Annotated in this window: 8 protein-coding genes and 1 CRISPR repeat array (1 of these 9 only partly in view); all 8 genes read right to left on the reverse strand. The window is 43.0% G+C overall.

What is annotated here, in order from left to right; translation table 11 throughout:
- Positions 1-762: direct repeats of the CRISPR family, unit length 36 nt; unit sequence GTTCTTAACCCTATTGATCTGACATACATCTAAAAC; it begins 105 nt to the left of the window's first position.
- A gap of 29 nt (positions 763-791) precedes the next feature.
- Positions 792-1,460, reverse strand: a complete 669-nt coding sequence (csn2, locus tag G400_RS0106685; protein ID WP_017261328.1) for a type II-A CRISPR-associated protein Csn2 — start codon at positions 1,458-1,460, stop codon at positions 792-794.
- Entirely contained in the window at positions 1,457-1,762 is a 306-nt protein-coding gene (gene cas2, locus G400_RS0106690; protein WP_017261329.1) for a CRISPR-associated endonuclease Cas2, read from the reverse strand. Before cas2 ends, csn2 begins: the two co-directional genes overlap by 4 nt.
- On the reverse strand, positions 1,740-2,645 hold the full coding sequence (cas1, locus tag G400_RS0106695; RefSeq protein ID WP_017261330.1) for a type II CRISPR-associated endonuclease Cas1: 906 nt from the start codon (positions 2,643-2,645) through the stop codon (positions 1,740-1,742). The genes cas2 and cas1 overlap by 23 nt, the downstream gene beginning before the upstream one ends.
- A 208-nt stretch (positions 2,646-2,853) precedes the next feature.
- A complete protein-coding gene (gene cas9, locus G400_RS0106700) occupies positions 2,854-6,963 on the reverse strand; it encodes a type II CRISPR RNA-guided endonuclease Cas9 (RefSeq protein ID WP_017261331.1) in 4,110 nt (1,369 codons plus the stop codon).
- Between the two features lie 191 nt (positions 6,964-7,154).
- Positions 7,155-10,331, reverse strand: a complete 3,177-nt coding sequence (carB, locus tag G400_RS0106705) for a carbamoyl-phosphate synthase large subunit (RefSeq protein ID WP_017261332.1) — start codon at positions 10,329-10,331, stop codon at positions 7,155-7,157.
- The gene (locus G400_RS0106710) at positions 10,324-11,409 is read right to left on the reverse strand and encodes a carbamoyl phosphate synthase small subunit (RefSeq protein WP_017261333.1); all 1,086 of its coding nucleotides are present in this window, start codon (positions 11,407-11,409) and stop codon (positions 10,324-10,326) included. The genes carB and G400_RS0106710 overlap by 8 nt, the downstream gene beginning before the upstream one ends.
- On the reverse strand, positions 11,396-12,715 hold the full coding sequence (locus G400_RS0106715) for a dihydroorotase (protein ID WP_017261334.1): 1,320 nt from the start codon (positions 12,713-12,715) through the stop codon (positions 11,396-11,398). Before G400_RS0106715 ends, G400_RS0106710 begins: the two co-directional genes overlap by 14 nt.
- Positions 12,699-13,616, reverse strand: coding sequence for an aspartate carbamoyltransferase catalytic subunit (locus G400_RS0106720; RefSeq protein ID WP_017261335.1), 918 nt, complete (start codon positions 13,614-13,616; stop codon positions 12,699-12,701). The genes G400_RS0106715 and G400_RS0106720 overlap by 17 nt, the downstream gene beginning before the upstream one ends.
- Positions 13,617-13,701 lie beyond the last annotated feature (85 nt).

Consider the following 13,701-nt stretch of genomic DNA (forward strand, 5'->3'; position numbering starts at 1 on the left):
GTTCTTAACCCTATTGATCTGACATACATCTAAAACATGATTGCGGATATGTTTATTGATTCTCACGTTCTTATCCCTATTGATCTGACATACATCTAAAACATAGGCATGGATGTTACCCAAGCACCTGCAGTTCTTAACCCTATTGATCTGACATACATCTAAAACTTGTTCCAAGGCCCTAATGCAGGATTGGCGGTTCTTAACCCTATTGATCTGACATACATCTAAAACAATCCTGCAATCTTTTTAACTTCTGCTAATGTTCTTAACCCTATTGATCTGACATACATCTAAAACGATCAACGTGGCTCACTTTTCTTCAAAATAGTTCTTAACCCTATTGATCTGACATACATCTAAAACGCTGTAGCAGTTGGTCAGCAGGCGGATAACGTTCTTAACCCTATTGATCTGACATACATCTAAAACTCTCCTTTGTATTTCTCTTTCGGGATACTTGTTCTTAACCCTATTGATCTGACATACATCTAAAACAAATGTCGCTCAAAGATTAAGTGACTTAATGTTCTTAACCCTATTGATCTGACATACATCTAAAACTGAGAATTGCTAAGGCAATGGACGACCCTGGTTCTTAACCCTATTGATCTGACATACATCTAAAACTGGCCGCTGAGCCGTCACCGAGGAAACCCGGTTCTTAACCCTATTGATCTGACATACATCTAAAACACTGATTTTAATAAATACTCAATCCACCAAGTTCTTAACCCTATTGATCTGACATACATCTAAAACCGTTTTTCTATCACGCATTTTTAACCTTGTTAACTACGCCAATCAACAAAATCGGCATCAATGAAGGTATAATCGCATTTCTTAAACAACTCGTGACGGTCGCGGTCTGAGAATTCTATTAGAAGCAATTGGGTACCAATCGTTTCCACTAACTCCTCCAGCTGACAAAACTGGGTGACATTGAGATAATGGCTCAGATTAGTTTGAACAATAATTCGACGCTCATTAATTTCAGAAAAAGTTTTAATTAATGCTTCTATTTTAGCATATGGATCCTTAGACACGTCATCGGAAAACGACAATCCTGTATTCTTCAACACTGTTTCGACATCGAGTATCGGTTTAACTTCCAAAGGCAAATCCATTAAATAACTGGTTTCAAGCACATGCGTATTCAGTTGCCTAGCTTCATCGGCCATTTTGGACCACTCATCCCCAATAACTGTTCCAAAATGCAGTAGTACCTTTCGTAATAATAGTTTATCGAGATCCACATCTAGCATTAAATCGCCTGTCCACTCACAAAGCTTTGTCACTGGTAGCAATTTCCATTCCTTATCGCTAACATGAACAAAATCGATTTCATCCCTAAAACTTTGAATCAGTTTTAAATATAAGTTTGAACTGGCAACATCAATTACTGAAATAGTACTGTCCTCCAAAGTAAAGGGTTTAAAAGATGCAAAAGCCAAGTTCATATAATCAACGTCCTTTCAGCTGAATTTCGCAAATCTTCTTTTGGAGAACCAACGAGAAAGTTCATCGCTTGATATTGTTTTTCGGTGACCATTAAAGTCTGAACGATCCCTTGTAATGGTGTCACCATTGCAATTCTTTTTTCCATCAATTCGGCCGACTGCCGTGTAACACAAACACGCACATATATTGAATATTGAATCATCAAAAATCCTTCGTTAATCAGCGCCTTTCGAAAGTGCCGATAATTTCGGCGATCTTCAGTTGTATCCATTGGCAAATCAAACATGACCATTAATCGCATGACTCGATACCTCATTTGGAACCTCCACATCGATTTCAACTTTTTCCACATCGCCAGTTAGGTAATTCACACAGTTACGAACGTGTTCGCTTAAAGCATTTCGTACCAGCATCGTTTTGCCATTAAAATGAATTTCTAAATCCAGAAGCTGGACCAAACCGAACTTCACATCTGGTGTTAACTCATTAAATTTCTGCTGACTCAACCAGTAATCAACGATTGGACGAAAAGGTTCCATCAAGTCTGATCCCAGGTTATACGGATTCTCATCACTCCGATGATGCATACCAATACAAGTTAAGTACCCGTTGCTAACAATTTCACGGTCTACTAATGACAATAGAATTGCATAGCCATAGTTTAATGCTGCATTTGTAGAATCCAACTGGCGACGAGAAAATTTGTTGCCAAATAGTAGTGGAAAATACTTGTGTGCTGCCACTGCTTCACGATTAGTGATGTCTCCTACTTCCAGCTGATCTAGTTCATCTACCAAAGGTGTTGTATCTATTCCCGTATTATCTAACGCCTGCATTTGACTTGTTATCTTGGCCTGTACGACATTTGTCCAAAGTCGCTGACATCTATCCGTCTCCCAGTTCACTTGATTTGTAATTGAGTCAGCTGTTCGTTTACGTGCTTGAGTTCCCCAAAATTCGCCAACCGGTTGGCCGTCTTTTCCAGAAAAAATTATTTTAGCGTGTGTACTTGCCAGTGCAGCAATCACTGCAGTTGTAATGACCGCTTGAGTAGTGCTAATTAGTAACACGTCAATGTCATCAATTGGTATTCGATAAACATTCTGATTCGTCTGCACAACAAGATTGTTAGCTGATAAAGATAACTTTGAATGTTGTGTGATAACCACGTTACGCCACCCCATATATGTTCCTCCTTGTAGTTCGAAAAATTATGTGCTATATTTTTGTTGTTGAGACCGACATACCTCAACTTTTGACCCTATTGATCTGACATACAGCGTTAAAATCAAGCAAGGCTTTCGAGCCAAGTTTAAATCTTTGGGTTCGCTATTCGGACCGTACATAGTAAAAGGGCGTCATCGAGTTCAAATTCGATGGCGCCCTTTAGTTTTACAAAGAACTGAGTGGAACAGTACGAGTAAAAAGACATGTTGGTGAGGTGTAAATAAGCTTCGCATCTTTCGATAAGTAGATTTTCTTTGTTCCCAATCTCCCAAAATCACCTTTACTACCAATGATTTTAAGATCTTTACGATTTGCATTAGCATGTAATCCATCTAAAATTCTTCGAATAACCTCTTGTTTCGTGATCAAATCCTCATTCTTTTTAAAAGGTAATTTCAAAAATTTATCACGAGATTGGGTCAATGAACTTCGATAGCCTCCGCGATCAAAAATGGGAAAATGCGCATTCATTTGACCAACTATTTCGTCAAAAAGGTGGACTAAATCTTGGTCGTGTATTTGGTCAGTCATCATATTAGCCAATAGCAACTGATTTTTCCGGGATAAAAACAACTGTTGAACATTTCTATAGTCACTAGCACTACCCAACCCAAACTTCATGTTATCGTCCTCAACCACTTGTTCAAACAAAACTTTAGGAGCAACTATCTTAAAATCGTTTCTGTCCGCATTATCTAGTGTATTGGAGACAATTTCTTGTAGTTTCTTTTTCGCTTCAAACCGGCCGTAGTTTTTTTCGAAATTGTTCAATATGCCTGCATGGGCGGTACTAATTCCCAAAACGCGATATTTTTTCTTTTGTCCAACCCAAACGATACATAAGTAAGAAATCGCCTGTTGTGAATGACCACCATAAACGTCAGTAGATAATCCATTTTTGACAGGAATTAGCGTTTTATTTTGATTGTCACGAGCCTTAAAAACTGTTTGTTTGAACATTTGAGCATTATTTTCAGTCTGAGCACGTTTCACTAACATAGTTTTGTAGTTATACGTCTTGTCCAGTTCAGCAAGCTCAATATCCTTATCCCAAACAATTTCCCCTGTTTCTTCATTAACAACGGGAACTTGTTTTAAACTGCGTTGATCTATATGACTAGTATCATCAGTTTTAGCAGCTAACTGAGCAATGAAATCAAAACTACTCAATCGCTTCATTGCTTTAGGATTCTTAACGAAGTTTCCATAAACAAAAAAGGGTTCTAATTTTGGATATCTCGCTAATAAGTAACGTCCAATTTTGGCCGTTAAAAATGCATCAAAGGCATGGTGGTAATCATTTACACTACGATTCTTTGGAAAATCAAATGTACGCCTAAACTCCGAGTTTAATCCCGCCTTAATCATAACGATTTTAGTGTCATTTTCTTGATATAAATTTGAAAGTACATTCGCCGTTAAATGAATTATTTGCCTCGTTTCAGTGAGTTGACGTGCAATAAATCCATGTGCAAATTTTTCTACTGAATTGGGCTGCATAGTTAAATGTTTTAATTTACGTGACGAAATCAATCCTAATCGATGCCATTTTTCCCATTTTTTCCTTTGATCGGCAAACAGTTCTGTAGCAAACCGATTAGATTTTTTAAGATTTCTTTCATGTGTTGTGAGAACCCGATTGTCTAGGCTATCATCTTTTATCAAACTTTGCGGTAAAACATGATCGATATCATATGCATTAAGGTTATCAATGTTGATACTGTCATTCGCATAAATATCATGTCCATTTTGCAAGAAATACAAAACTAATTTATCCGTAAAGTTTTCCTTGGATTTAACCTTGTCCTTTAGTTCATTTAAAACGGCATCATCAACGATTTCTTTTGCTGCACCCTCATACAAATCTGTTAACTGTTGTTCTCGACTAACTGTCCGCTGACCGGGTCTTGGTGTCTCTCGCGGACTTTCAATATAAACCCAAGCAGGTGCCTGACCATGATGCGCACGTTGAATATCCTTCACAACTTTCATTACTTCACGCAGGGCCTTTTTGTTTTCGGGTGAAGTGTAGAAGCCATCGATAATTTCGTCTGTTCCCTCAGCGGTTGCCATCTTGCTTGAGTTTGCTTCGGTAATTTGACGCGCTATTTCACTATCGTTTTGAATCTGCATGAAGTTGTCATTTGTGTTCCATAGCCGTTCGATGATAGTCTGGCCTTCTCCGTCACGAAGACCAGCTAACAATTTGCGAGAATGACGACCCCAACCGCGATAACGTTTATGACTGAGCTTATTGCGTTGATCGTCATTAAGCCAAGTAATATCATTTAACTTCTCTCGGAAAATGGCTGCATCTTCAAAAATTGTGGACCATGCAATTATCTGCTCAATATCGCTTTGCTTTGCATTATCGTTAACAGCAGCTGTACCCAAAATATCTTTGTAATCGATATAAGTGCTGAATGAACTATTAAACCGTAAAGGATCTGACAAGCCAGTAATTGGCACATTTTCAGACTCTTCACCATTCGCAATTAAATTTTGTTGAACTTTCTTCACTGTCACAGTCTTATATTGCATAAACAGTTGTTTGAAAAGCCGTTGTTTCTGTTCTCTGCAAATTGGCTTACCGTTTATCATAATTTTGTTTAATTCATTTAGTACTTCAAATTTCTGATACAGCAGACTTTGTTGTGGCAATACATCTTCGCCAATTAAAAATGTATCAGTCGTTTTCATTCGTTGAATAAACGCTTCACCAGACGCCGATCGGTCTACTTTTTGATCGAAATTCCATGGCGTAATGGTACCCGGTTCCTTTCGAACCATCCAGGCAAATTTACTTTTTTCTGGATCTCCCTTTGTTGGCGTAACCATTGGTCCAACATAATATGGAATCCTAAAACTGACTAATTCATCCAATTTGTATGGCAATGCGCGACGATGACTCTCAACGGGATTGACTTCACCAAGCCATGGGTAATACTTTTTTTGATTTTCAATAATTGCATCCAATTCTTTTTGGTGCAACTGATGTGGAATGGTGCCATTAGCCTTTGTTCGCAGCTTAGGCATGAAAGTTCCAACTGCAATTTCCTGAGCAATTAATTTGGCATTTTCACTAGTCGCTTCATCCTTCGCAGTGAACTTGCTTAATGCCTTATAAAAGTCTTCCTGCGTAAACTGTTTGCTATCTACCCCATCAATATATTTATCATAAGTCTGACGAATCTGTCGTCCCCGTTTACCATCTGATTGTTCCGCACAATAAACTTTTAACAGTTCTAGATTTTTACGATGATGTTCATACTTGCGGACCATTCCGTCAGAAAATGACTCAGCTTCTTTGGGAATAATGCCAGCCAACGTAATAACCCCATATAGATCATTAATCTCGTTAAAAAGACTTTGAATGGTGTCACTTTCACCGGAACCGATCGTTTCCGCAAAGTCAGCGTAGTTTTCATACTTAATTTCCCAATCACCATTCTGCGAAACATCTGCAAGAACCCAAAGTTTTGTTTTAAGGCCAACCATAGCCTTACTCAATTCGCCAACAAACCGTTTACGTGCAGCGTTAATGTCTTTGTCACTCGCCTTAACAAGTGTTGCCAGAATTACTTTCGTCACTGCTTTTTGACGATCATTTTGGCTCTGAGTATTGTCTAGTAAAATAGCGGTTATCGACTTAATAGAGGCGTCATCAGTTGGTAATTTCAACTGCCACAAAGGATTAATTTCTTCAATTTGTTCATTCATCATTTTGAAATTATCCAGCAGTCTTAAATCCCCAACTTTAAAGTCTTTGGCGCGTCCTTCTTTTAAAAAATGACCACGATATTTCACAATGTGATGCATTGCGATGTATATTTCCCGAATATCAAACTGATGGTCTTCAGTCATCAAAGCCCGACGCAAATGATAAATAGTCGGATACTGATCATAAAATTCCTTATCCGTTCGATCATTAAATAAACCCTTAGCCGTCGAAAATTGTGGGTCTTTAGGTGAAATATTCGAGTATTTGAAACGTAAAAAGAAATCATTATCCTCATTTTCTCCCATACTTTCCTGAAAATGAGTCTCAAATATTTCTCTAAGAAGTCCTAGGCGCCATTTAACCCGCGATAATCGACGTCTTGTCGTCCGAAACCCCCGTCTTTCCGCTGCCGATATTCCAGCATTAAACAGGTACGCTCCAATAACCGTCTTTCCTTTCAATCGGATAAGGTGCCCCTCAGCATCAGTCGCCACGAACCCGACAGAATTTGTACCAATATCTAGGCCAATTCCATATGGTTTTGATTTATCCATCACGTATTCCTCCGCAAACGTTTTCATCGCTGTACAATTACATTTTATTACATTCACTGAACCTTACAATAAGAACTTTTCGCCCAGAACCAATGCATTTACGATCTATTAATATTTTTATCTGTGTATAACTGAATAAAAAGCATCATTGATTGTAAAACACAAATCAATGATGCCAAATTTTGTTGTTTTTACATCGCCGCTACACCCAAACTCCGCGACTCCAGCACCGTCAGCAATGCTGCCACCGTATCCAGCACCGTAAACAACGGTACATCATTTGCGATTGCGGCTTCACGAATCTGGAGGCTGTCGCTTTGCGCAGACTCATCTAATCTCGAAGTATTGATCACCATTTGCAGTTTTCCCGCGTGGATGGCGGTTACAGCATTATCGTCAGACTCGGATACCTTACCGAGCACATCAGTTTTGATACCTGCTTGTTCAAGCATTGCTCCGGTTCCACTTGTGGCAACCAGATCATAGCCGAGGTCTGTCAAACGACGGGCAAGTGCCAATGCTTCCTGTTTATCACGATCGGCAACAGTAATCAGCACCCGACCGAACGTTGGCACCTGAATCCCAGCCGCAACGAAAGCTTTGTATAGCGCTTTTTCAAACGTTGGTGCCATCCCCATAACTTCGCCCGTTGACTTCATTTCTGGTCCCAGCAATGCATCAACATCTGGCAGTTTGGTAAAGGAAAAGATTGGTGCTTTTACCGCAACCTGACTACTGTTAGGCAACAATCCCGTTTCGAAACCGAGGTCAGCCAACTTATCGCCAAGCATTACGCGTGCCGCTAACTGCGCAATTGGTGTATGCGTCACTTTAGCAATGAACGGCACTGTCCGTGACGCACGTGGATTGACCTCAATCACATATGCTTTATTGTCGTGAATTACAAACTGCACGTTCATCATGCCGCACACGTTTAAGGATTTAGTCAGATCAATGGCGGCTTTCACCATCGACTGTTTTACGTGCTCACTCAAATGCTGTGGCGGATAAACGGCCATTGAATCGCCGGAATGCACGCCAGCCCGCTCAATATGTTCCATCAGTCCGGGAATAACAACAGTGTCCCCATCTGAAATAACATCCAATTCTGCTTCAGTGCCCTCTAAGTACGAATCAATCAGTACCGGGTGATCGTTTGAAACTTGCACCGCTCGAACCATGTAGTCACGCAGTTCCGATTCATCGGCAACAATCTCCATCGCTCGGCCACCTAAAACATACGACGGCCGAATCAGCACGGGGTAGCCAATCTCACTGGCTGCACTGACCGCACCATTTACCGTTGTCGCCGTCATGCCCACCGGTTGCGGCAATTGCAGCTGCTTGATCACGTCGTCAAACGCCTGTCTATCCTCCGCCCGGTTCATGTCAGTCACGCTGGTACCTAAAACTTTGATGCCATGGTCAGCCAATCCTTGAGCTAAATTAATTGCCGTTTGCCCGCCAAACTGAACCATGACACCCAGCGGTTGTTCTTGTGCCACCACGTTCAAAACGTCTTCCAGCGTTAAGGGTTCAAAGTACAGTTTGTCCGAAATAGAGAAGTCCGTCGAAACTGTTTCTGGATTAGAGTTCATGATAATTGCTTCGTAGCCGGCACGCTGAATTGCCTTAACCGCATGGACAGTGGCGTAATCAAATTCAACTCCTTGCCCAATTCGAATGGGGCCGGAACCCAGCACCAGAACGGACGTCCGGCCACTCTTCACGGCTTCATTGGCACCATCATACGTTGCGTAATAATAAGGTGTTTGCGAATCAAACTCCGCTGCGACAGTGTCAACCATGTTGTAGCTGACGGTAACTTGATGTTCTTCTCGCCAACTGCGAACTTGGTCAAACGACCAGTGCCATAGTGACGCAATCAGTGCATCACTAATCCCGTTTTGTTTGGCGAGACGTAGCGTGGTTTCATCGCCAATGTGATCAACCAACAACTGTTCAAGGTCTACAACATGCTGAATTTTACTCAAGAAAAACATGTCAATTTTCGTTTTGCCATGAATTGTTTCACGTGACACATTTCGTCGCAGTAATTCTGCAACTCTGAATAGTCGATCGTCCCGCGCAGGCATTAAACTCGCTAACAAGAGTGGTGTGGTAACCTGCTCAAAGCGCAACTCTCTTAAGTCCGTAACACCAATTTCTAATGACCGTACCGCTTTGTTGAGTGCTTCCTCGAAGTTGCGACCAATCGCCATCACTTCGCCAGTTGCCTTCATTTGAGTCCCTAATTGACGGTCAGCTAATGGAAATTTATCAAACGGCCAGCGCGGAATCTTAACCACTACATAGTCCATTGCTGGTTCAAACGCTGCTACAGTTTTGTTCGTCACCGGATTTTTGATTTCATCTAAGTTCAATCCGACCGCAATCTTTGCGGCCATTTTTGCAATGGGGTAACCAGTGGCCTTGGAAGCTAGTGCTGACGAGCGGGACACCCGCGGATTCACTTCAATAATGTCATAATGATCGCTGTTTGGATCAAGCGCCATCTGAATATTGACGCCACCCTCGATATTAAGAGCGCGAATAATCTTTAGCGCCGAATCACGCATCATTTGATAATCACGGTCAGACAATGTTTGCACCGGGGATACAACAATCGAATCACCGGTGTGAACACCCACGGGATCAACGTTTTCCATAGATGCCACAATAAGTGCGGTATCCGCATGGTCGCGCATTACTTCAAACTCGATCTCCTTGTAACCGGCAATTGAACGTTCAATAAGAACCTGCGTTACCGGGGATAATTCCAGTCCATTTGCAGCGATTGCCCGCAACTCATCCTCATCATTAGCAATCCCCCCACCAGTGCCACCAAGTGTGTATGCTGGCCGAACGATGACGGGATAACCAATTTGTTTTGCAAACGCCAATGCCGGCGCTAATTCCGTGACCGTTTTCGAAGCAGGTACCGGTTCATTCAGTTTGGCCATAAGTTCTTTAAACTGCTCACGATCCTCGGCTTGCTCGATAGCGGTGAGCTTAGTGCCCAATAATTCGATGTTTAATGCGGCCAAAATACCGTCTTCGTCCAACGCTTTGGCCATGTTCAGACCTGTTTGTCCACCAAGTGTTGGCAGAATTGCTTGCGGCCGTTCCTGACGAATGATTTGCTTTAAAAATGGTAACGTCAATGGCTCCAAATAGACTTTATCGGCAATCTCCGGATCAGTCATAATCGTCGCCGGATTTGAATTTACCAGTACGACTTCATAGCCCTCTTCGCGCAATGCCATCGTCGCCTGCGTACCGGAATAATCAAATTCAGCGGCTTGACCAATCACGATCGGGCCAGAACCAATGACCATAATTTTATGAATATCTGTCCGTTTAGGCATGTTGAGGGGCTCCTTTCTGCGTCATTAAGTCAACAAAATGGTCAAACAGGTCGTCAGCATCGTGTGGACCAGGCGCTGCATCTGGATGAAATTGAACGGAAAATGCTGACTGACCAGTTAACCGCAATCCTTCAACGGTGTGATCGTTGACCTCCTCATGCGTAACTACCAGTGCAGTACCGGCCACTGATGCAGCATCCACCGCGTAGCCGTGATTCTGCGAGGTAAAAGCAAGATGTCCCGTCTTTAGATTTTTCACCGCATGATTGAAGCCACGGTGACCTTCGTGCATTTTGAATGTTTCGGCACCATTGGCTAGTGCGAATAATTGATGGCCTAGGCAAATACCCATCAATGGAACGCGTGTTTCAAGTGTTCTGATCTGTGTCAGGCAAGACGTCATCGTCCGTGGGTCGCCAGGTCCGTTTGAGAGCAAAACGCCATCAGGATGAGTGTTCAAAATCGTTTCAGCATCCGTATCTGCCGGGAACACAGTGACATTGATTTGCCGTTTAGCCAATGCACGAAGGATGGAACTTTTCATCCCAAAATCAATTAAGACAACGTTCAAGCCTGTATTCGGCGCAACGTAAACAGATTTTGTAGTGGCTTGTTCAACTAAGTCCAGTTGTTCAAACGACTTCAACTGTTCAAAAATGTCATCTGATGGTGCATCGACCAGTGCTGCCCTAACTGTTCCGAGTGAGCGAATTTCTTTCGTCAGCGTCCGTGTATCAACGCCGGTTAGCCCTGGTAACCCCATCGTTTTAGCCCACTCCGGTAACGACTGCGTAGCACGCCAATTGGATGGCTGAGTGGCGACTTCGTGAACAATCACCGCACTGGCAGCTGGTTTTAGTGATTCAAAATCGACTGCGTTAATGCCATAATTACCAATTAGCGGATACGTAAACGTCAGTAATTGACCGCGGTAGGACAAATCTGTAAGAGATTCCTGATAACCGGTCATGCCCGTATTGAACACTAACTCACCCATCGCATCACAGTCTGCACCGAAGCCTTCTCCCCAATAAACTGATCCATTTTCTAACACCAGTGCCCGTTTATTCGTTGTCATCATGACCTCCTGTGTTATCAGTTGTTGCGTCATACACAATTTCACCATCGACCATCGTTAATACCGTCATCCCCGTCACTGTCTGGCCGACAAACGGACTGTTAACCGCTTTAGACGCAAACTCATTTGCGTTGATTGTATGTCGATGCGAAATATCAAACATCGCTAAATCAGCTTTCATCCCAACTTTCAGGACAGTTGGCGCATCTAAATCAAATGCCGATGCAGGTGCCTTTACTAACCATTGTTGTAACTGCGCCAAAGTAGCCAAGCCGCTCTCAATGAAGTGGGTGTAAAGCAGTGGGAAACACGTTTCCAATCCCGTGATACCAAATGCTGCAGTGCGAAAATCGCCACGTTTGTCCGCCACACTATGTGGTGCATGATCAGTCGCCACCATATCGATCGTGCCATCCAGCAAACCAGCAATAACCGCCTCACGGTCAGCCGGTGTACGTAATGGCGGATTCATCTTTAAGTTTGTTTGTGTAGCAGATTGAATGTCCGTCTCATCCAGCAATAGGTGATGTGGTGAAACTTCAGCAGTCACATGCACTCCCATCGTCTTGGCAACCCGGACGAGTTCCACACCAACCTTCGTTGAGAGGTGGGCAACATGATAATGAACGCCCGTTGCTTGCGCTAGCACCAGATCACGCGCCAATTGAGATGTCTCCGCCAGTGGATCTGCACCTGGCAATCCCAACTGGTCTGCCCGTTCGCCCATATTCATCACACCACCATTCATCAACGATTGATCTTCAAGGTGGGCAACGAGTGGTCGGTTAACAGCCTTAGCAGCTTTCATCGCAGCCAACATTGTAGCGGCGCTTTGGACCCCCTTGCCATCATTCGTAAAGCCAATGGCCCCAGCCGCTGCCAGCTCTTCGATAGGACTCACCGTCTCAGCCGTCAGATTGGCGGAAATAGCACCGTATTGTTTCACGTGAATCAATCCCGATTCTTCATTACGACGCAATTGTTGCCGCAATAGTGTTGCCTTTACTGGTACCGGATTTAAGTTCGGCATCGCCAGCACAGTTGTGAAACCACCTCGTGCAGCGGCTCGACTCCCTGTAGCAATCGTTTCTTTATCCTCAAAACCTGGTTCACGGAAATGAACATGAACATCAATTAAGCCGGGCATTAGTACTGCTCCTTGTGCCTCAATAACATGATCGTCATCGTTTGGTTCAAGATCATGGTCCACAATTGCCATTACCTTGTCACCTTGAATCAGAACATTTCGACGGGCCACTGCACCTGTTTCGTCAACAATCGTGGCACCTTTAATTAGTAACCGCATGTTTGGCCTCCGTAACACTTGTCAAAATGGCCATCCGGGCAAAAACACCGTTTGCCATTTGCTTAAAAATCCGTGACTTTGGTGATTCAACTAGACTATCCGCAATTTCAACACCGCGGTTCACAGGTGCGGGATGCATAATAATCGCTTGTGGTGCCAAACGTTCATACCGAGCTACCGTAAGACCGTAGGCTTCATGATAAGATGCCGCGTCAAACTGCTCATCGGCTGCTTCTGACAACCGTTCGTGTTGAACTCTGAGCATCATCATCACGTCGATTGCTGACAAATCATCATCAAGCTCAACACGCTGGCCAAACTGATTGAAATCCTCCGGATACCAACTGGCTGGACCGGCAAAGCTGACGCTAACGCCCAACCGTTGCAAGATTTCTGCATTTGAACGTGCAACTCGTGAGTGACTCAAATCGCCAACAATACGAATATGTAACTCTTCGAAATGACCAAACTCTTCGTAGATCGTCATGAGGTCAAGCAAACTTTGTGAAGGATGTTGTCCAGAACCATCACCGGCGTTGATCAAAATTGGCATTAGCCCGGATTCATCATGTAGCAAAGGTTCATACCAGTTTGTTTGTCGATGGCGAACCACGACGGCATCGACACCAATCGCACCTAGGGTTTTAAGGGTGTCCGACAGGCTTTCACCTTTTGCCGTTGAGCTGCTACTTGGATCAACCACAATCTGCGACCAGCCAAGTTTAAGCTCTGCCATTTGAAAACTACTTTTGGTGCGCGTCGAGTTTTCAAAAAACAAATTAGCAACGGTTCTTTTTTGTTCTGGAATCTCTGCGGTACCTTGTTTAAACGCTATCGCTTGCTCGATTAACTGCATGACCTCTTCGTTCGTCAACCTGTTCAAATTCGTAAATTGATTCATGTTGCAGCTCCTTCATTTGTTTTTTGGCAAACAAATAGCCCCTGAAAAATTCCGAGAATCTTTCAGGGGCTTCGCTGTGTTTGCT

Source organism: Furfurilactobacillus rossiae DSM 15814 (assembly GCF_000428925.1).
Taxonomy (GTDB): domain Bacteria; phylum Bacillota; class Bacilli; order Lactobacillales; family Lactobacillaceae; genus Furfurilactobacillus; species Furfurilactobacillus rossiae.

Coding starts and splice junctions, on each gene's coding strand:
- csn2 (WP_017261328.1), bottom strand. CDS start 1,460: ATGAACTTGGCTTTTGCATCTTTTAAACCCTTTACTTTGGAGGACAGT.
- cas2 (WP_017261329.1), bottom strand. CDS start 1,762: ATGCGATTAATGGTCATGTTTGATTTGCCAATGGATACAACTGAAGAT.
- cas1 (WP_017261330.1), bottom strand. CDS start 2,645: ATGGGGTGGCGTAACGTGGTTATCACACAACATTCAAAGTTATCTTTA.
- cas9 (WP_017261331.1), bottom strand. CDS start 6,963: ATGGATAAATCAAAACCATATGGAATTGGCCTAGATATTGGTACAAAT.
- carB (WP_017261332.1), bottom strand. CDS start 10,331: ATGCCTAAACGGACAGATATTCATAAAATTATGGTCATTGGTTCTGGC.
- G400_RS0106710 (WP_017261333.1), bottom strand. CDS start 11,409: ATGACAACGAATAAACGGGCACTGGTGTTAGAAAATGGATCAGTTTAT.
- G400_RS0106715 (WP_017261334.1), bottom strand. CDS start 12,715: ATGCGGTTACTAATTAAAGGTGCCACGATTGTTGACGAAACAGGTGCA.
- G400_RS0106720 (WP_017261335.1), bottom strand. CDS start 13,616: ATGAATCAATTTACGAATTTGAACAGGTTGACGAACGAAGAGGTCATG.